Source organism: Rhizorhapis sp. SPR117, from assembly GCF_021742065.1.
Genome location: NZ_JAKKIE010000006.1, coordinates 65,165 through 86,146, shown reverse-complemented (window position 1 = coordinate 86,146; position 20,982 = coordinate 65,165). Strand labels below are relative to the sequence as shown.

Here is a 20,982-nt window from a genome sequence, read left to right as displayed (position 1 = left end):
CACAGGCGAAGGAGAGGTTAGGATGTCCAGAGTAGCAATAGTAACCGGCGGCACGCGGGGCATCGGCGAAGCGATCAGCCTCGCCCTCAAGGATATGGGCATGACGGTGGCGGCCAATTATGCCGGCAATGCGGAAAAGGCCAAAGCCTTTACCGACCGCACCGGCATAGCCAGTTACAGATGGGACGTCGGCGATTATGACGCTTGTCAGGATGGCTGCGCACAGGTCAGCAACGAACTTGGCCCCGTTGACGTTGTAGTGAATAATGCCGGCATCACCCGCGACGGCGTGTTGCAACGCATGAGCTTCGATGACTGGAATGAGGTCATCCGCGTCAATCTGGGCGGCTGTTTCAATATGGCCAAGGCATGCTTTCCCGGCATGCGGGAACGCGGTTGGGGCCGGATCGTCAACATAGGTTCGATCAACGGCCAGGCAGGCCAATATGGCCAGGTCAATTATGCCGCGGCCAAGTCCGGCATCCACGGCTTTACCAAGGCCATGGCCCAGGAAGGCGCCAAATATGGCGTGACGGTGAATGCCATTGCGCCCGGCTATATCGACACGGACATGGTCGCCGCAGTGCCCGAAGCAGTATTGGAAAAGATCGTCGCCAAAATCCCGGTCGGCCGCCTTGGCCATGCCGAGGAAATCGCCCGGGGCGTGGCTTTCCTCTGTGCGGATGAGGGTGCCTTTGTCACGGGTTCGACCCTGTCGATCAATGGCGGTCAGCATATGTATTGAGGCTGGGGGCCTCATGACCCATTATCTGTCTGGCCCTGTCAAACGTAGCGTGACGATTGCGGGCCATCAGACATCGATCAGCCTTGAGCCTTTGTTCTGGGATGCTTTGCGGAAAGAGGCGGCGCGGCGCGCATTGCCGCTGAATGCGTTGATCGCGCAAATCGATCTTGCGCGCATATCCGTCGACGATCCACCGAATCTGGCAAGCGCCATACGGCTGTGGCTGTTTAACGAGCATATATTTAATGATATTCATTCTCAATAGTGTTGACAGTAAGAATGATTCGCAATAGCTGTCGCCTCCTCAACCAAGGGGGTCCCTATTCAGATGTCTATCAATCCCGCCGCTCGTCCTCTGCTCATCGCTCCATGCTCCATTGCCGCCGCCATGATCATGGCCGGTCCGGCCTTCGCCGCCGATGCGGATATGGAGGCCGCGCGCCAGGACGGTATTCACGTCGACGGCGAGAGGCAGGAAATCGACCTTCCCACCGTGCGCGGTCCGATCATCGACGTGCCGCAAATGGTCAACAGCATTACATCCGAAACACTGCGCGACCGCCAGATCACCTCGCTTGAACAGGCGCTGCGCAATGTGGCGGGCGTCACCACACAGGTCGGCGAGGGCGGCGCGCTCAACGGCGACCAGTTCACCATTCGCGGCCAATCGGCCAAGAACGACATCTTCACGGACGGCCTGCGCGATTTCGGTGTCTTTACCCGCGACGCCTTCAACTATGAATCGGTAGAGGTGCTGAAGGGTTCGTCCTCCACCGCGCTGGGCCGGGGCGTGACGGGCGGCGCGATCAACACAACGTCCAAGCAGCCGCATACGACGGATTTCTTCAGCGCTACGGGCGGCTATGGTACTGGCGACTATGGCCGCATTACGGTGGACGCCAACAAGGCGCTGACCGATACGATCGGCCTTCGGCTCAATTTCATGGCGCATGATAATGACGCCGTTGACCGTGATGAGATTTATGCCCGCCGCTGGGGCTTTGCGCCTGCCATCGGCTTCGGCCTTGGCACGGACACCAGCTTCACGCTGATCTACTTCCATCAGGAAGAGAATAAGCTGGTCGATTACGGCGTGCCATTTGCCCAGACCACCGACCCTGACGACATGGAACGTCCGGTGACGGAATTCGGTGTTCCCCGCAGCAACTTCTACGGCTTCGGCGCGGACAGGGACGATGTCGTCGTGAACACGGTGACCGGCAAGTTCAGCCATCGCGCCGGTGACTGGCTGACCGTCACCAGCGACACCAAGCTGGGTGTCTACAAGCGCAGTTTCCGGCAGACGGTGCCGGGTTGCCGGACCAACGAGAACTGCGGCGATTTCCTGCTCGACGGCGATCCCGCCACCGTTCCTGTCGCTCGCACCACGCCGCGCGGCGCCTATTTCCAAACGACCAAGGGCATTCAGAACGTCACGGCTCTGACCGTGGCCAAGCCGCTGGGCGCGATGCGCAATGAATTGGTCATCGGTTGGGACATGTCCTACCAGACCAATGACCGATCGGATCAGGTGCGTCCCGATCCCTATGAACAGGACCTGTTCAATCCCGTCCGTTCGCCCTTGCCCAATTATTCGACCGCCATCTACAGCCAACGCGACAGCCGTGCGACGGACATTTCCCTCTTTATCGATGACCGACTATGGCTGACGCCCAAATTCTCCATCAATGCCGGACTGCGCTTTCAACATTACAAAGCGACGCAGGAGCAGATCGAATTTTCCAGTAATACCGGCGGTGCGATCACAAGCTGCAATGGCGTGACGGGCACCTATACGACCTGTTTCGAAGAGGGCAGCGCGACCCATGACTTGTGGAGTCCCAAGGTGTCAGCGATTTGGGAACCATCAAAACAAATGACGTTCTACGCCACCTATAGCCGCGCATCGAACCCGCCGGGCAATTCGGTCGCCAATGGCGATACGTTGCAAGTACCTGCTGACGGCGGTTCGATCAGCCGCGCCAACCTTGATCCCGAACGGACCGAGACCTTTGATCTGGGCGGCAAGCTCAATCTGTTCCACAAGCGCCTGCTGATCCAGACGGCAGTCTATCAGATCAATCGCAAGAATTCGGTCGAGATCGATCCGGTGACTAACAGCCTGATCGCTTCGTCCGAACCAAAGCAGCGCCTGCGTGGCTTTGAACTGAGCGCCAGCGGGATGGTAACGCCCGACATCATGCTGAATGTCAATTATGCTTATGTCGATGCGGAGATCCGGTCGAGCGCGGCAGGCGAACTTGATCCGGAAGTGGTCGGCAATCAGGTGCGATACGTCCCCGAACATGCGCTGTCGGCGTGGGCGAACTACAAGCCGGTCGAAGGACCGCTCAAGGGGCTGGAGGTCGGCGGCGGCCTCAACTATCAGTCCAGGGTCTATGCGAATGTGGATAATTCGCAGGTCGTCCCGTCCTATACGACGTTCGATGCGCTGATCGGGTACAGCTTCGGCAATTACCGGATTGCGGTGAACGGCTATAACCTGACCGACGAACTCTATTACGCGCAGGTCAATGGCGGCCGTGTCGTTCCGGCGGGTGGCCGCGCCTTTGTGGCGACATTCGGCGTTGCCTTCTGATCGCCGCAGCGTACAGAAGCCGCGAAGGACATATCCATGCTGATCCGCATCCCAGCCCTGTTATCTCCAGAGGAAGTGGCGCATTGCCGCACGGTGTTGACCCAAACGCCATGGGTTGACGGCCGGGTAACGGCCGGGGTGCAGTCAGCGGTTGCGAAGAACAATCTGCAGGTGCCGGAAGATGCCCCCGAGGCGCAGGCGCTGGGCGAGATCATATTGCGGGCGCTGGGCGGCAATGGCACATTCAATGCCGCCGCCCTGCCGCTTCGCGTCTTTCCGCCGCTGTTCAACCGCTATGACGAAGGCATGGGCTTTACCGCGCACGTCGACAACGCCATCCGCTACATTTCATCCGCGCGCCAGCGGATGCGGACGGACGTATCATGCACCCTGTTCCTGAGTGACCCCGCCGATTATGACGGGGGCGAGCTGGTGATCGAGGACAGCTATGGCGAACAGCGGGTCAAGTGCGATGCGGGCGATGCCGTCCTCTATCCGGCGGACAGCCTGCATCGTGTAGAACCCGTGACGCGCGGCAGCCGATGGGCGGCCTTTTTCTGGGCACAATCGATGGTCCGCGATGATGGCAACCGCGAATTGCTCTATCGCTTCGATCGATCGATCACCTTGACCCGTGGCGAACTGGGCGACAGCCATCCTGCCGTTTTGGGCCTGACCGCCACCTATCACAATCTTTTGCGCAAATGGGCCGACCTTTGACACGTTTCCGTCTGAACCAATCCGGCCTGCTGTTTGTCCCGGCCCGCTGGCAACGCGCCAGTGTGGTTCGCTGGCTGAAAAAGGTGCATGCCTGGACCGGATTTTGGGGTGCGATCCTGTTCTTCCTGTTGGGATTAAGCGGCGCACTGCTCAATCATCGCAGCATCTGGAAAATCGACACGGGCGAGGCCGTTGAAGTCAGCGCCATGGATATTGCCATCGATCCCGCCCGCGTGCCCGATGAAAAGGCGCTGACGGGATGGGCGGCTAAGGAGCTTGGCGTCAGGACCAAACCGCGTGCCGAACGCCCCGGTGGCGACGCACAAGGAAAGGGTGACGGCAAGGGAGAGCGCAAACGCTTCATGGGGGTGCAGCGTGAGGAAGCGGAAAAATGGGTGCAGCGCTTCAATCAACCCAATGGCAGGCTGACCGTCGAATATGTACCGGGGTCCCGCAGCGTTTCCGTCCGGCAGGAAGCGAACAATATCTTTGGCGTCATCAAGAATCTGCACAAGGGTAGCGGCCTGGGGCTTGCCTGGGTTCTGTTTATCGACACCATCGCGGGCGCGTTGGTCGCCATGAGCCTGACCGGATTTCTGCTCTGGACCCGCCTGCATGGCAGTCGTTTGCTGGCCGGTGGAATCATGCTCGCCAGTTTGATGTTCGCGGCATCGGCAGCCGGGCCTTACATGTTGTAAGGCCTTGTCGTCGCTATTTTGCCAATAATCCTCTCGCCTGCCCGGTCAGTTCCGCGAGCATTGCCGCATTGGGTGAAGCCGCCGCGCGCGCGCGTTTGACAAGCGCCTGGAATTGCTGGACCCGCCTTTCCTTCGCCTTCAGCCAGCTATCGACATAGGCGCTGATATCCTTGCCCTTTGCTTCACCCAGAAATTCAAACCGGATTTGCTGCAAATCGCGTGCGACCCCCGCGACGAGCAGGCGTTCCCACGGATCGGATGGTTGCATGCGCGCCGCGGTCGATTGCACCCAGTCGATGCCCAGCGTTTCACCCAATCGCGTAAAAGCCTTTGTAACATCCGTTTCCCTGACCTCCAGCCGATAGGCGAGACAAGACAAGCCCACCGCCCCATCCAGCTTGAAAAGCCCTACCGCGCGATCGATCAGGTGGTCGGGCGCGCCAATCGCCGCCAGATTCGCGGCAATCGCATCAGCCCTGTGGATGGTTTCGGGCCGCAACAGACTGTCAACGACGTCGGCAAGACGCGACACGCCAGGGTGCAGCAAAGCAACGCCCTCACCCGGTAGCGTGCCCGATGACAGGCTGCGGATCAGATCGGCGATCTGCGCACGCATGGCGCCTGCAATTTCGTTGAACAGGCCAAGACGCGCGCTTTCAGACATCGGACTTTCATCAATATCTTTCCACAGATCAGACACATGAAACAGCCGTTCGGCCATGACAAAGGCACAGGCCATGTCGGCGAGCGAACACCCCTCTTCCTCCGCCAGTTCAAAGGGGTGGATGATGCCCAGACGATTGACGATCCGGTTGGCGAGTTTGGTTGCGATGATTTCACAGCGAAGCGGATGTTCCGCGATGGCTGTCGCATGCCCGGCCTGCATGGCAGGCGGGAAGGCTGCGGTCAGTTCCCCCGCCATCGTTGGATCTTGCGCGATGCCGTTCTGTTCAATCGCGTCCTGCAACGCCAGTTTCGCGGTCGAAAGCAAAATGGCGAGTTCAGGCCGGGTCAGTCCATGACCATCGGGGATGCGGCGCAGCAATTCCTCATTTCCGGCCAGCCCTTCGACCCGCCGGTTCAACCGCCCACTGGTTTCGAATATCTCGATCAAACGGACATAGGAGGGCAGGCTCGCCACGCCGCCGGCCTGCGCAATCGAAAGACCCAATGCCTGAAGCCGGTTATCCTCCAGCACGATGTCGGCCACTGAATCGGTCATCGACACCAACAGCGTGTTGCGGTCGGCAAAGGCAAGCTGATCCGCGCGCATTTCCTTGTTCAGCGCGATCTTGATATTGACCTCATTATCCGAACAATCGACGCCTGCGCTGTTGTCTATGAAGTCGGTGTTGATCCGTCCGCCATGCAGGGCATAGGCAATGCGCGCGGCCTGCGTCACGCCCAGATTGGCGCCCTCGCCCACCACCTTTACGCGCAAATCTTCGGCATCGACGCGCAAGCGATCATTGGCCGGATCGCCCACCTCGATATGGTTTTGCGCCGCCGCCTTCACATAAGTGCCGATGCCGCCGAACCAGAGCAGGTCGGCCGGGCTTTTGAGGATAGCGGAAAGGAGCTGTGCAGGCTCCATTTCATCGTCGCTTACATCCAGCAACGCCTTCATCTGTAGCGATAGCGGGATGCTTTTCTGACTGCGCGGGAATACGCCGCCGCCTTTGGAAATCAGGCTCTTGTCATAATCGTCCCAGCTTGAGCGGGGGAGATTGAACATCCTCTGCCGTTCTTTCCAGCTTGCCGCCGGATGGGGATCGGGATCGATGAAAATATGGCGATGGTCGAAGGCAGCAACCAGCTTGATCGCCTTGCTGAGCAACATGCCGTTGCCGAACACATCGCCCGACATATCCCCGCAGCCAATGACACGCACTGGTTCTTTCTGCACATCGACGCCCATTTCCAGGAAGTGCCGCTGAACGCTGACCCAGGCGCCTTTGGCGGTGATGCCCATCGCCTTGTGATCGTAACCATGGCTGCCGCCGCTTGCGAAGGCGTCGCCCAGCCAGAAATCGCGGTCGAGCGCGATGGCGTTGGCGACATCGGAAAAGGTCGCTGTGCCCTTGTCCGCTGCAACGACGAAATACGGGTCCTCGCCATCATGAATGACGACGGATTGCGGATGGACGACCTTGCCATCGACCAGATTATCAGTGACCGAAAGCAGGGTACGGATGAAGATACGGTAGCTTTCGGTTCCTTCCGCCAGCCACGCATCGCGGTCCAGCGCAGAGTCGGGCAGCATTTTCGGGAAAAAGCCGCCCTTTGCGCCGGTCGGCACGATGACGGCATTCTTGACGCGCTGCGCCTTCATCAAGCCCAGAACTTCGGTACGGAAATCGTCGCGCCGATCGGACCAGCGCAGGCCGCCGCGCGCGACAGGTCCGGCGCGCAGGTGAATGCCCTCCACACGGGGACTGTACACCCAGATTTCCCGCCAGGGCAGCGGCGCGGGCAGGCCAGGCACCTGAGCACTGTCCAGTTTGAACGCGAGTGCTTCCTCGGCAGCGGGCGCATAGAAATTGGTGCGCAATGTCGCCATCATCACAGCGCGGACCAGCCGCAACATGCGATCTTCGTCAATCGCCGATACGCCTTCCAGTCCGGCATCGATGGCTTTATCGGCCTTCGCCGCGTCGGACGGCCCCTTGCTGCCGCGTGCGGGATCATGCCGCGCCTCGAACAATTCGACCAGATTGCGGGCAATCGGATGTTCGCGGCGCAACGCATCGACAAAGGTGGCAAGACCATAGGCAACGCCGGTCTGACGCAGATACCGAAAGATCGAACGAAACAGAATAATCGCGCGCGGGTCCAGCGCGGCCGCGATGATCAGTTCATTGAACCGGTCATTTTCCGCAGCCCCTTCCAGCACATTGGCAATCGCCTGCTGCACCGTGTCGGCCCGTTCGATCACCTGCGCCCCATCCAGCCCCGGCGCGAGGTCGAGTATGAACTTCTGGATATGTCCCAAAGTGCCGTCGCCCAGCGGCGTCGACATTTCCTCGATCACCCGGAAACCGAAATTCTCCAGCGCGGGAACCGCTTCCGACAGCACGATCGAGTCCACACTATAGAGTTTCAAGCGCAAACGCGTCGGCGCATCTTCGCGATTACGATAAAGCCGGGCGCTACGGCTGCGCGCATTGGTCAAACCGTGAATCTGCAATATATCGACGGCCGCTTCCCGGGGACCGGCTCCGACACGATAAGCCGCCGGAAAGGATGCCGCATAGCGCGCAGCCAATGCAATGGCCCGGCTGTGTTCGCCCATTTCGGCAAGACTGTTTTCAACGGCAGGCGCCCAGCCGCGGACCATTTCCTCCAACCGCCGGTTGAGCGTATCCGTATCGGGCATCCGCCCGCCCTCACGTAGGTCCAGCACATAGCGGATAAGGGCAAGGCCGCCATCCTCCAGGGCGATAGACCAGCTTAACAGGCGTGCATGAGCCGCATCCACCAACATATCTTCAATCGCAACGCGGCGGCCCGTCGATACGTCGTCACGCGGCAGCCATACGAACGCAAACAAGTGACGGCCGAGCGAGCTTTTCACCACCGCCATTTTGGGACGCGGGCGATCCGACAAGGACATGGCCGTCAGTGCGACATGCTCCAACGCCTTGCTACTGAACCCGATCAGCAGGTCATGCGGCAAACCAGTCAGCGTATGCGACAGCGCCTTGCCGGCATGGCCCGATGGATCGAACCCGAACTTTTCCATCATCGTTGCAAGGGCGGACCGCAACAAAGGAACCTTTTCGGGCGGTGCGCTCAATGCTGAACTGGTCCACAGTCCTGCGTGGATGGACAGTGCGACAAGCTTGCCCCCCTCCCGCACCGGCAGGATGACAAGGTCGATCAGCACCCGGCGATGCACGCAGGAAATGCGATTGGATTTGACGATCAGCGGGCTTGGCTTGCCCTCTTCGAACCAGGTGAAAGCGGATTCGACTGATGAAGGAGAGAGCATGGGTTCGCCCGCAACAGCGCAAATGCCGATTTGCGCTTCCGCTTCGCCATCACGCTTGCGGATTTCATGCCCCAATTGAGTCAGATTACGATCATGAAACCAGCGTAAGAGGGCCGCACCCTCGTTGTCGTGCGTGGCATCCGCATCGTGTAACAGCGCCTGCTGCATTGCCGGCCAGTCCGTAACGGCGGCGCGCACATGCGACAATGTAGTCCGCACATCCTCTATCAAGGCATGACGTTGCCGGGCGTCGGCACGATCGGCCTCAAAATAGATGATGGATTCGCGCCGTGCACCGCTGCTGTCCGGCGGCAATATATCCGTCAGCACACCCTGTTCGTCACGCGCAACGCGCACAACGGGATGGATCAGCCGGTGAATGGCAAGTCCCCGCGCCGACAAGGTTCCAGCAACGGAGTCCACCAGGAAAGGCATGTCGTCATTGATGATGGCGAGGCGCATCAACCGCTGCCCCTCTGGCCCTGCCAATGTCTCCAGCGATATGACCGGATCCCCTGTCAGGCGAAGGTGAATGGCCCTGCCCAGGAATTTGGCCGCTTCCTCGCACGCCCCTTCGTCAAATCCTTCATTTTCCCCTGGCAACGCGCCATGGCGAAGGGCGGATTGTAACGCATGGACGATATGATTCGCGCCAGATTCGGCGACTTTGGTAGCCATTGGTTCATCCTGTCGGGAGCCTCAGGAAGTCGCTCCATTTTTTAATTATAACTTGCCCCGTACAGGACTCTCAACCCGAAATCAGAAATAAAGTTTCGAAAGAAAGAAATAAAACGATAGAACATGCTGCTTATATACGGCATTTGTCAGAATGCCTTAAGGTCAGCTTCCAACCTTCCGAACCACTTGTTCGGCAAGGGCCGAGTCACCCTGAACCGTGGCCACGATCGACAAGGCGCCATTCTCCTCCCGCCGCGCCACCAGTACCGCAAAGCCGTGGACGTCGGTAGGCACGTCATCGAGCGAAATCGCTGGCGCAGACCGCAACCTGCCGCGCGCTGCATCGACCCGACTGACACCCGCTGGCTTCACCTTGCGGCGGGCTTGCCGTTCGTCACGGACCAGCGCTTTCAGACCGCCTTCATAGGCGTCCAGATAGGCCGCAAGCATTCCGCATGCCATGTCCCGCGCGGTCGCATGATCGAGGGCGGCAGCATATTCAGCCAGACGGGTTTTATCGTAATTCGCGCCAAAGACGAGCTTGACGATCGGCGTCATTTGCGCCCGCGCCTGCGCCTTGATCCCCGCATCGGCAAGCAGTTCGGCATAATCGTCCGGGCAACGCCGCGTGACCAGTGCGAAATCATAGGCAAGCCCGATGGCCCGGTACAGCGCCTGCCGACTGCGCCCTTCGCAGCTAACCGCTTCGCCTGCACTATCGCGCGCCAGCGCCAGCCAGTCGGCAAGCGATGCATCGCCGTCCGGCTCAGCCAGTACCAGTTCGCCAGCATCTTCGACCGGCAACAGAAGCGCGGGCATTTTGGCCACACCACTGGTCAAAGCGCCTCCCGCTGACGGCCCGTCGGCCCAGACCGGCGTGGTTCCGTTTATCGTCGGCGCGCTGCGCAGCGCCTGACCCACCTCCAGCACCAGTTCGTCGGTCAGATTACGGTCGGCAATTTCCTTCCAATTTATGACGCCATAAACAAAGTCGATGGTGTCATCGTCGGACGAAAACGGCATCAGTATGCCGCGATAGAGGATTTCCGCACCGCGTTGATTGGTGAACTCCGCTTCAAAACCGATGGGCGCGCCATTGGCGATGATCTGCAGATAATGATCGGTCAGGCGCGAGAGAAGCGACCGGCTAGGCACTTCGGCGATATAATGGATTTCGCTCTCGATCTCACACTCCTGACGAAGCGCCGAACCCAGATAGACGAGGGCGGGATTTTCGACTCCCGCGGTAAAATCCAGCAAAACGCTATGCGGTCCAAAATCTTCGATGTCGGCGGGATCGAGATCCTCAATCGACGGAAAACTGCGGTCCTGCAACAGCGACGCCCAGTAATTATAGGCGCGCACATGCATCCGTCGCTCATCATTGCCGATTTCGGGCGGCGCCTCTATGCCGGAATCCTCCGCCGCATAATCCATATCCTCCAGATTATGAGCGGCCTCATGTCCAAGCGGATTATCCATCGTCTGGCCTTGTCAAAAAATTCCTGATCGCTGACTGTTTTGCCATGGCGATGGTAAAGATCGGATGAATCTGTCTTGCGGCAGCGTTAACCTTTGCCGGGGCCGCCAATAATATTGCCGGGCCGCGCAATCCCGGCTTGTCAGGCGCCCGGGACATTGGTAAGCGCCGCCATCCCGTCCCGGCGGACGCGACAATCAGGACTGGCTTCCATTGGAGTATGTCAGTAGAGCGTTACCAGGGAACAGGCCGCTTTAGCTCAGTTGGTAGAGCATCGCATTCGTAATGCGGGGGTCACAGGTTCGAGTCCTGTAAGCGGCACCAGAATCCCTCCGTCTAGGGGGCCGAAAATCCTCGAAAAACATCGGAAATACTGGTATATTGAGGCATCGACTTTCCGGTATTGTCCAGCCCAATTCATCCTCATCCGGATGATTTGGGGGCTCGAATCTGGGGGCCTCAACGGTCATTCTGGATATGAGGCCCCAATGCTCACCGTCATACAGATCAGGGCACTGAAACAGCTTCGCGATGGAGCGGAAATCATTCATCCGCAGTTTGGGCGTGCGTAACCAAGTGAGCGACGGCCAAATGTACTTCGCGCATTTCCGCCACATCATCGATTTTTGAGATATGGCGGTGCTAAGTGGACTGAAAGTAATTGGCGCTCTGTCGCCGGGCAGCTTTGTTGCCGTGTCCGGGCAGGCGGCTTCTGGAGCGGAAATACAAGAAAGCGGACGAACTTCCGCTACACTCGGCGGAGGGTTAAACGTAGCGCCGAGACGTCGGCCGAAAACTGTGACGGGCTCGCGCCGAAGCTTGAGCCGAGCGCGACTGTTGAACAAATATGAGCACAAGGCCGCGCCCCATTATTTCTATAGCTCCACAATAAAGGACAGGGTGTGGGAGGTGTGGTATCACCAATCGTGACCAGCTGCGGCCAACGTTCGATGCGCCGGAGATTAGCGATCGATGTCCGATTGACTTGGGAATGACGCACCGACGACAGCCGTTTTGTGGGTCACCTCCGCAAGTGTTGCAGTTAGGCGGTTGATCTGAGACACAGATTCAAGGCCGTCAGGGCAGTACCGGGTTATGAGATACTCCCGCGACACGCTCAATGAGACGAGATGCTCGTACGTCCGCTTCCGCAGTTTCAGGCCAGCTGCGGCCGCGGCATCCGCTCTTAATCCAAGATGGTGCCCCATCCGCCTCACCTCGACGGCGCCGCAGCCGCGATGGAGAAGGAACGCCGTCAGATATAATTCAATCGCCTGTACGGCAGTGAGGCGGAAAGGTGCCCAGCTCATCGGGTGGCCTCGCTGACCGCTGTCCCGAAGCACGTCCGCAGCGCGTCGATACTGGTCCGCGAGCAGTCGTAGCGGAATTGGGCCAGCCTGGTCGCCGGGATATGATTTGCCGTTGTTCGCCATATCGCACGCATATCGGCCAATCGTTTGCATCGAATGAATCACCTGAAGGCACCGATGCGCTCGCTCAATAGATTGGGGAACGCTGGGATACCGTATCGCCGAACCGTTGCCGATTCCGGAAAGGCGGGTTCTGGGCGGCAACCGAGTAAAGCGACCGTTCATTCATCGGAAAATGCGGTGTCGATTCACGCCGACACAGCGGACGCCACGGATGCCGGTTATAAACACGGTAGCGGTTCCGTTTGAAATGTTCCCAACAGACTCCAAGCGATACACCGGCAGTGTTACAGAGCCGTCATGGTTCGCAGCCCCAACACCCGAAAGCGATTCGCTGGTCTCCTGTTTATTGTGGCAGCATTTGTCATAAATGAAGTATTCGGGTGGGGTATCGATCGGATATTGGACTACATTGCTGACCACTTATCATGGGCTCAGATCGCGCATTGGCAGTGGGGAGGATGGATTAGCGTCGCCCTGGTTGTTATTGGCGTTGTCCTTCTTTTTTGGCCTTCTCCAAAAGGCCCGACAACAGTACGTACGTTGCACATTGCCGCCGATCACGCATTGGCATCAATACCAACCCCAGCAATGCATCCATGGGCGACAGGGAAAATAAACTACACGCAATCGAATATTGTCGGCGAATCCGCGCTTGTGACCTTTCGGAAAGCGTGGTTCAAAATTCCTAGATTGTCTGATGACGCCGACCAAAAGGCTTCTCAATTATCGACCTATTTTCAGGCGCTGGTTCCTTACCTGAAGGACGGACATCTAAAGGAAGCGCGTGCAACGGCAAAAAAGATTGTCTCTCAAATTGAGCCGAAGCACTAACCCACTGCGGGTGAGGGTCGTCTGGGGTGATTTGGCGCGTGGCAAGAAAACAGGCTCTGTCATGCCAGCATAATGGCAGGACGAGAACGATTTAGCAGTACGATTGTGGTGAGGTGTGATGCTGATAAGAATTGGAGGGACAAAGGGGCAAGCCGCATGATGTTTCGGAGCAAATATGATCGCGCAGTGAAGGCAGGGTTTGATGTGCCTCGCCCGAGGATGGTCGATTATGGATTTCCGGCTTCCTTCATGCGCAACACTTTCGAGGCAGAACAACAGTCGAAGAGGACCAATGCTGCAATCAAAGCGTTCGTCATTTCGGCCATCTATACGACGATAGTCACCTATTTTGTTGCGGTGAACTTCTTTCCAAATGTTCTCGAAAACCCAAGCGACAACAAATGGCCATTGGGTTCTATCGCCGGATTGTCGCTATGGCTTATATTCGGCTATGTCAAAGCCAAATTGGACAATACCCTGAACAATGACGAGGAAGTTCAGCGGCTTGCCGCTTACGACGCCGCTCAGGCCGCATGGGAAGCCAAATGCGATGATTGGATGGAAAGCCAACTTGAGACTGGTTTGGTCTTCTGGCGAGAAATGCGAGGGGTCGATCTCGAACGCGCCTTGATGCGGCTTTTTCAGAAGCGTGGATGTGAGGTCGAGACGACAAAAGTATCCGGCGATGGCGGTGTTGATCTAGTCGTGAAGATCGGCGACGCGGTCATGTGGCGCCAGTGCAAAGGGCATGCAACACCCATCTCTGTCGCACCGATCCGTGAGATTGCCGGCGTTTGCAGCCGATCCAATGCGCATCCGGTCGTATTCGCCGTGAATGGCTTTACCAAACCTGCACAGGACACGGCCAAAGCCCTTGGCGTTCAATTGTTCGACGCGCATCACATCGTCGCTCTCGCTCGCCGGTCCAATTTGACGGACCTCGCTCAGGCGAACGATGAGGCGGTCGCTCGTGGTTAGCCTTCTTCCTGACAAAATTTGAGCGAAGGGCAGCCTCACCAGTTTTTTGCCCGAAAGCCGTCAGACAGGAATCCCGACTTTTCAGACATTGCTTCTGCTGCCTACATCGGAAAAGCTGCCGGTCCGCTTTTAGGGAGCCGGTCACGGCGCTCTAACGACACAAATGTCGCGCACAGCCGACATCACAACGCCCTTTCCTACATGCCCGCCCCCCACTATCATCCGACCGGCTCTTTCTCACCGTCGTTCCGAATAGCTCTGCCGTGCGTCAGATATGCCCGTCACAGTCCTAAACTTCCTAAACTTCCAGATCGGACCAAAGCCGAATTTCGCATCCCATCTTGCGGCGCAGCAAATTTACGCCCCCTGAAACCTGTTTTGGTTGCCCAATAATTAGGCATGCCTGTCCTATATTGCCCTTAAAGTGGGCAGAATCGACAAAGTTTTCAAAATCGCCGATGCTTTTCTGGCGATTCGTGAATTGGCACGCTAATTGATTGTGCAAGAGCGTGCGGTCCGCGCGCGCGAGTCTTGAAAATTTGCGCACTCTGCAACCTGCTTGCAGTTCGGCGTTCCGCTATTGGGGGATGAAGACCGAAATGAAAAAGATCGAAGCCATCATCAAGCCGTTCAAGCTGGACGAGGTCAAGGAAGCGCTTCACGAAGTCGGCGTGTCCGGCATCACGGTGACTGAAGCAAAGGGCTTTGGGCGACAGAAGGGGCATACCGAACTGTATCGCGGCGCCGAATATGTCGTCGATTTTCTGCCCAAGGTGAAGCTGGAGGTGGTTGTCGACGACGATCTGGCCGACCGCGTGGTGGAAGCGATTGCCGCAGCCGCCCAGACGGGCCGTATTGGCGATGGCAAGATTTTCGTGGTGCCGGTCGAAACCGTGCTTCGCATCCGCACCGGCGAACGGGATTCAGACGCAATCTGACATCAACCCATTCTGCATGACGCGGGTTTGACATGGGGGCTGTCCGCGCATGATCATAATTTCGAAACCACGGCACATTTCAAGTTAAACAAGGAAGGTAAGCAAACATGGCGAATACGCCCAAAGATATTCTGAAAATGATCGCGGAAAAGGAAGTCGAGTGGATCGATCTGCGCTTCACTGATCCCAAGGGAAAGTGGCAGCATCTGACCATGTGTTCCGTCGTCGTGGGCGAAGACGAACTGGCCGATGGCTTCATGTTCGATGGCTCGTCCATCGAAGGCTGGAAGGCGATCAACGAATCCGACATGATCCTGAAACCCGATCTGGACGCCGTCTATTTCGACCCGTTCAGCGCGACGCCAATGATGATCCTGTTCTGCGACATCGTTGAACCATCCACCGGCGAACTGTATTCCCGCGATCCGCGCTCTACGGCAAAACGCGTCGAAGCCTATCTCAAGACCACCGGCATTGGCGATACCGTCTATATCGGCCCGGAAGCGGAATTCTTCATGTTTGATGACGTGAAGTTCGAAACCAGCTATTCAACCAGCTATTACGCGATCGACGACATCGAATTGCCGACCAACACCGGCAAATCCTACGAAGGCGGCAATCTGGCCCACCGCCCCCGCGCCAAGGGCGGTTATTTCCCGGTCGCGCCGGTCGACAGCTGCATGGACATTCGCGGCGAAATGGTTTCCACCATGCTTGAAATGGGCCTGCCCTGCGACAAGCACCACCATGAAGTCGCCGCGGCTCAGCACGAACTCGGCCTGACTTTTGGCACATTGACCACCACCGCCGATCGCATGCAGATCTACAAATATGTCGTGCACATGGTGGCGCAGGCCTATGGCAAGACCGCAACCTTCATGCCCAAGCCGATCAAGGAAGATAATGGTTCGGGCATGCACACCCACCTGTCGATCTGGAATGGCAAGGAGCCCTCGTTCGCAGGCAACGGCTATGCCGGACTGTCCGATATGTGCCTGTATTTCATCGGCGGCATTATCAAGCATGCGAAGTCGCTCAATGCCTTCACCAATCCGTCGACCAACAGCTACAAGCGGCTGGTTCCGGGCTATGAGGCACCCGTGCTTCTGGCCTATTCAGCCCGCAACCGTTCGGCCTCCTGCCGCATTCCTTATGGCACCGGCTCAAAGGCCAAGCGCGTCGAAGTGCGTTTCCCCGATGCGATGGCCAACCCGTATCTATGCTATTCGGCGCTGACCATGGCTGGTCTGGACGGCATCCAGAACAAGCTTCATCCGGGCGAGGCCATGGACAAGAATCTGTACGACCTGCCGCCTGAAGAATTGAGCCAGGTGCCAACCGTGTGCGGATCATTGCGCGAAGCACTGGAATCACTGGCTGCGGATCATGATTATCTGATCAAGGGCGATGTGTTCACCAAGGATCAGATCGAAGCCTATATCGAATTGAAGTATGAAGATGTCGCGCGTTGGGAAATGACCCCCAGCCCGGTCGAATTCGACATGTACTACAGCAGCTGATCCATCAGCTAGAGCATCGTGCGGAAAAGTGGGAACCGGTTTTCCGTAGTAAACGATGTGACAACAAAAACATAGAGCGGGCGGGGTGATTCAGATTTCACGCTGCCCGCTCCAAGACAAACGAAAGGGCCTGGAGCAATCCGGGCCCTTTTGCTTTACGGTCCGCCCGCAACAAAACCTGCAAAAGAAGACCCGGCGAACATAGTCCGCCGGGCCAGTAGTCAGGACTTGGAGTCAAACTCTCCGTCCCTCGGGTCGCAAGCGGATATTTACCATATTCCTCCGGCAATGCTGTGATCTGCATCACGCAACGACTGAATCGTCGAATTTTTTTCAATCCCCCAAAGGACACCAGACAGAATAGCAAAACAAAAGGTCCGCCGATCAGGATGCGAACTCCCGTGCGACGGACCTTTTCATGTTTTGACGCGTGACTGACGAATTATTCGGCTTCGTCATCCGCATCGGGACCGGTCATCAAGGCTTCGGCAACGCTTTCGGTTTTGCCGCGGATCGCCTTTTCGAGCTTTTCCGCAAGCTCGGTATTTTCCTTCAGGAATGTCTTCGCATTTTCACGGCCCTGACCAATGCGGACCGAATCATAGCTGAACCAGGCACCGGATTTTTCGACGATGCCCGCCTTGACGCCAAGATCGAGAATCTCGCCAATTTTGGAAATGCCCTCACCATACATGATGTCGAATTCGACTTGCTTGAATGGCGGCGCCACCTTGTTCTTCACCACTTTGACGCGTGTCGTGTTGCCAACGATATCGTCACGATCCTTGATCTGACCGGTACGACGAATGTCGAGGCGAACCGAAGCATAAAATTTAAGCGCGTTGCCGCCCGTCGTGGTTTCCGGGTTGCCGTACATCACGCCGATTTTCATACGGACCTGATTGATGAAAATCACCATACAACGCGAACGGCTGATCGAGCCGGTCAGTTTGCGCAATGCCTGCGACATCAACCGAGCCTGCAGACCGACATGACTATCGCCCATCTCACCCTCGATTTCCGCACGCGGAACAAGAGCGGCGACCGAATCGATGACCAACACATCGATGGCGTTGGAACGGACCAGCGTATCGACAATTTCCAGTGCCTGTTCGCCGGTATCGGGTTGCGATACAATCAGTTCATTGATGTCTACGCCCAGCTTCCTGGCATAAATGGGGTCAAGCGCATGTTCGGCGTCGACAAACGCAGCCGTGCCGCCGGTCTTCTGCGCCTCGGCAATGGCGTGCAGGGCCAATGTGGTCTTGCCCGAACTTTCCGGGCCGTAGATTTCAATAACGCGTCCGCGCGGTAAACCGCCAATGCCTAACGCAATGTCCAGACCCAGCGAACCGGAAGAAATCGATTCGACCTCCATTTTTTCACGGCTGCCCAACTTCATGGCAGAGCCTTTGCCAAAAGCGCGATCAATCTGCGACAAGGCGGCTTCGAGAGCTTTTTGTCTATCCATATTGGCTTTTTTGTCCTCGGAATCGATAAGTTTCAGCTGTGCGGCCATAGCCCCGGTCCCTCGTAGGTTGATCGCGCGTTCCAATCAACGCGTGACTGCCATGTACCGCATTTGTTCTGTTGGAACAATAGGGGAACGAATTTTTATTCGTCAGGGAAAAGCTGCTGCAAGGCGCTTTCCACATTCGCCATCGTGAAGGGCTTTTCCAAAGTCGGGCAAGCGGTGAAATGCGCCGGGATATCATCTGAGCTGCCGCCGGTGGCAAAAAGGAAAGGCACATTCTTTTCGATCAGCACTTCGGCAACGGGCCAAACTTTGTCCCCGTGCAGATTGCAATCGAGTATGGCCGCATCAAAGCCCCCCGCGCGCGCGGCTGAACAGCCCGATTCCAGCGTATCGGCGAGACCGGACAAACCATAGCCCAGACTCTCCAGAAAATCCTCCAGCATCAGTCCGATCATCGGTTCATCTTCGACAATGAATATTGTCTTTCGTTCCGGCATTACACTCTATCCACAATCATTCAGTCCAGATCGTCTATTTTTTTCCCAAGGCATCCCGCGCGGCTTCCGCCAATTGGGTAACGGAGAAGGGCTTGGGGAGGAACGACACATTGTCAATATCAATCGATTTGCGCAATTGCTCTTCAGCATAGCCCGACATGAACAGCACCGGCAGCTCTGGAAAGGACTTCCGCGCCTGACGCACCATGGTCGGACCGTCCATATTGGGCATGACCACATCGGAAATCATAAGGTCGATCGCCTCGCCCCGGCCAAGCACCTCCAGTGCCTCTTCACCATCAGTTGCGGTCAAAACCGTGTACCCTTGCCGCGAGAGTGCCCGTTCCGCAACGGAACGAACCATGTCTTCGTCCTCAACCAGCAAAATCGTGCCAGTGCCCCAAATATCGCTCTTCTTCTCTGCGGGCGTTTTGACCGCCGGCGCAGCGGCTGGGGCCGAATAGACAGGCAGATAAATAATGAAGCTGGTTCCCCTGCCCACTTCCGATTCCGCGAAAATGAAACCGCCTGACTGTTTGACGATGCCGTAAACGGTGGAAAGGCCAAGACCGGTCCCTTTGCCGACTTCCTTGGTCGTGAAGAACGGTTCGAAAACCTTGTTAAGCATGTCGGGCGGAATGCCGGTCCCGGTATCTGTGACACGAAGCGCCGTATAATCCCCAACGGGCAGAATATCACTGCGCATTTCGCGCACCTGGCCTGCGGTCACGCCATAGGTTTGAATGAACAGGCGTCCACCCGTGGGCATGGCGTCGCGAGCATTGACGGCAAGGTTGACGATCACTTGTTCCAACTGTCCCGGATCGGCCCGCACCGCGCCCAGATTGCGGCCATGATTGACCTCCAGAGTCACGGTTTCACCCATCAGGCGCTTTAACAGGTTGGAAACTTCCGAAATGATGTCAGGCAATTGCAGGATCTGCGGACGCAGCGTCTGTTGCCGCGAAAAAGCGAGCAATTGGCGGGTCAGTGCGGCGGCACGATTGCTGTTGCCCTTGATCTGTTGAATGTCGTCATAATCGCTGTCGCCCGGCGTATGGCGCATCATCATCAAGTCACAATGGCCGATGATCGCGGTCAGGATATTGTTGAAATCATGCGCGACACCGCCCGCAAGCTGACCAACCGCCTGCATCTTGGTTGCCTGGGCCACCTGCCGCTTCAATTTTGATTCTTCGCTATTGTCCTTCAGGCTGAGCAGCACAGCCGCCTCGCCAAGTCCGCGAACACCGGCAAGGCTGAGCGCAACCGGCTCATCGGGCTGGTTGCGCATACGCACGGCTATGTCGCCCGAAAGCTGTTGTCCCACAGCATAGCGACGGATGGAATCGGCCACCGCAGACTGGTCTTCGCGCACGACAAGATCGCCGGGATAGGAAGGCTTTTCGCCGTCCTTGACCCCGACGGCACGGGCAAAAGCATTGTTGATGAACAGGAAGCGCCCCTCCCGATCCGCCATGGCAAGACCAAAAGGCAGCAACGACAGCAGCGTTTCAATATAGGAAAGCGCACTGCCGCCATCGCCGCCGCCGGCCTGTTCGTCGAGCATCAAAAGCAGCATCGGTCCGTCGGGACGATCCCGCCGCACGGGAATCTGCAACAGACGTATGGGGATGGCGCTGCGCTCTTCCCGCGCAAAAAAGACGCGCCCCTTGGCATCCACACGCATGAAGGACGCAAAATCGCGCCCTGTGATCGTCGCATCATGACGCCCGGTCGCGCGCAAAAGGAACGCAGGATTGGCCGCCCTGATCCGCCCTTCCCCGCCGATCAGCGCACCCATGATGCCTGCGTCGGTGAACTGCCGCCCCGGTTCACCCAGCAGCAATTTCATATAATCGTCGATGATGTTGGCCTGCTTGACCGGCATGAAACGCCAGAGCAGATAATCCTCCGATCGGCCGGTGCGGGTGATTTCCACATCGAATTTCAGCGCGCCTTTTGCAAGTCCATTGATCCGCCCTACGCCGTCGCGCCAGGCAGCACGGCCCGCGGTCCCCAGCTTGTCGGCAGCATTTCCCTCCACCCCAATAGCTGGCGGGGTAGGAAATCCTTCAAACCAGTTGCCGAAAAGGTCACTGGCGCAGACCAGCCGCCCCGCACGATCGGTAACGGCAATGGCGACATTGGAACTGTCCGCCGCCGCGCGCGCGATGGTCCAGTCCGGCAACACCCCATGCACCAATGGCGCTGGCGGAAACAGCCGCCTGAAATAGATGGCAAGGCCCGCGATCCCCAGAATGGCGGCCGCGAAACCGGCTGCAAACGCGGGCTCTCCGATTATCCAGTAAAGAAGACCAGCCGTCAGAACGGCCGTCGCGGCAATCAGAGGGATCAGACCGCGCAGCGAAACCTGCCCTGCCAGCATCGCTACAT

General features: G+C 57.7%; 14 protein-coding genes and 1 tRNA gene. 10 read left to right on the top strand and 5 right to left on the bottom strand.

Features of this window, described 5'->3' with window-relative positions:
• The first annotated feature begins 22 nt into the window (after positions 1 to 22).
• The 5 genes from phbB (at position 23) to L3X40_RS04185 (ending at position 4,762) form a co-directional block, all read left to right on the top strand.
• Entirely contained in the window at positions 23 to 745 is a 723-nt protein-coding gene (gene phbB, locus L3X40_RS04205) for an acetoacetyl-CoA reductase (protein ID WP_237364539.1), read from the top strand.
• Between the two features lie 13 nt (positions 746 to 758).
• Positions 759 to 1,010 (top strand): ribbon-helix-helix domain-containing protein, encoded by a 252-nt coding sequence (locus L3X40_RS04200; RefSeq protein WP_237364538.1) that lies wholly within the window; start codon positions 759 to 761, stop codon positions 1,008 to 1,010.
• Positions 1,011 to 1,073: 63 nt separating this feature from the next.
• On the top strand, positions 1,074 to 3,344 hold the full coding sequence (locus L3X40_RS04195; protein ID WP_237364537.1) for a TonB-dependent receptor: 2,271 nt from the start codon (positions 1,074 to 1,076) through the stop codon (positions 3,342 to 3,344).
• A 36-nt stretch (positions 3,345 to 3,380) separates the two neighbouring features.
• Positions 3,381 to 4,064: a Fe2+-dependent dioxygenase gene (locus L3X40_RS04190; protein WP_237364536.1), complete on the top strand. Its 684-nt coding sequence runs from the start codon at positions 3,381 to 3,383 to the stop codon at positions 4,062 to 4,064.
• Positions 4,061 to 4,762 carry a PepSY-associated TM helix domain-containing protein gene (locus L3X40_RS04185; protein ID WP_237364535.1) on the top strand — a complete coding sequence of 234 codons (702 nt, stop codon included), beginning with the start codon at positions 4,061 to 4,063 and terminating at the stop codon, positions 4,760 to 4,762. The genes L3X40_RS04190 and L3X40_RS04185 overlap by 4 nt, the downstream gene beginning before the upstream one ends.
• 13 nt (positions 4,763 to 4,775) lie before the next feature.
• Here L3X40_RS04185 and L3X40_RS04180 read toward each other — a convergent pair whose 3' ends face one another.
• Positions 4,776 to 9,431, bottom strand: a complete 4,656-nt coding sequence (locus tag L3X40_RS04180; protein ID WP_237364534.1) for an NAD-glutamate dehydrogenase — start codon at positions 9,429 to 9,431, stop codon at positions 4,776 to 4,778.
• A gap of 162 nt (positions 9,432 to 9,593) precedes the next feature.
• Positions 9,594 to 10,913, bottom strand: a complete 1,320-nt coding sequence (locus L3X40_RS04175) for a PAS domain-containing protein (RefSeq protein WP_237364533.1) — start codon at positions 10,911 to 10,913, stop codon at positions 9,594 to 9,596.
• 246 nt (positions 10,914 to 11,159) lie between these two features.
• On the opposite strand from L3X40_RS04175, the gene L3X40_RS04170 reads away from it, so the two are divergent.
• The 5 genes from L3X40_RS04170 to glnA all read left to right on the top strand — a co-directional run bounded on the left by L3X40_RS04170 (position 11,160) and on the right by glnA (position 16,611).
• Positions 11,160 to 11,235: transfer RNA gene (locus tag L3X40_RS04170), tRNA-Thr, on the top strand.
• A 1,406-nt stretch (positions 11,236 to 12,641) separates the two neighbouring features.
• A complete protein-coding gene (locus L3X40_RS04165; protein ID WP_237364532.1) occupies positions 12,642 to 13,175 on the top strand; it encodes a hypothetical protein in 534 nt (177 codons plus the stop codon).
• 156 nt (positions 13,176 to 13,331) lie between these two features.
• Entirely contained in the window at positions 13,332 to 14,153 is an 822-nt protein-coding gene (locus L3X40_RS04160; protein ID WP_237364531.1) for a restriction endonuclease, read from the top strand.
• Between the two features lie 599 nt (positions 14,154 to 14,752).
• On the top strand, positions 14,753 to 15,091 hold the full coding sequence (locus L3X40_RS04155) for a P-II family nitrogen regulator (RefSeq protein WP_237364530.1): 339 nt from the start codon (positions 14,753 to 14,755) through the stop codon (positions 15,089 to 15,091).
• A 107-nt stretch (positions 15,092 to 15,198) separates the two neighbouring features.
• On the top strand, positions 15,199 to 16,611 hold the full coding sequence (gene glnA / locus L3X40_RS04150) for a type I glutamate--ammonia ligase (protein ID WP_237364529.1): 1,413 nt from the start codon (positions 15,199 to 15,201) through the stop codon (positions 16,609 to 16,611).
• Positions 16,612 to 17,053: 442 nt separating this feature from the next.
• Here the strand turns inward: glnA and recA are convergent, their stop codons facing one another.
• The 3 genes from recA to L3X40_RS04135 all read right to left on the bottom strand — a co-directional run bounded on the left by recA (position 17,054) and on the right by L3X40_RS04135 (position 20,974).
• A complete protein-coding gene (gene recA / locus L3X40_RS04145) occupies positions 17,054 to 18,130 on the bottom strand; it encodes a recombinase RecA (RefSeq protein WP_272907919.1) in 1,077 nt (358 codons plus the stop codon).
• 95 nt (positions 18,131 to 18,225) lie between these two features.
• Complete coding sequence (locus L3X40_RS04140) at positions 18,226 to 18,585, bottom strand: response regulator (protein WP_237364527.1); 360 nt, start codon at positions 18,583 to 18,585, stop codon at positions 18,226 to 18,228.
• Positions 18,586 to 18,619: 34 nt separating this feature from the next.
• Positions 18,620 to 20,974 (bottom strand): hybrid sensor histidine kinase/response regulator, encoded by a 2,355-nt coding sequence (locus L3X40_RS04135; protein WP_237364568.1) that lies wholly within the window; start codon positions 20,972 to 20,974, stop codon positions 18,620 to 18,622.
• Between the last annotated feature and the right edge of the window lie 8 nt (positions 20,975 to 20,982).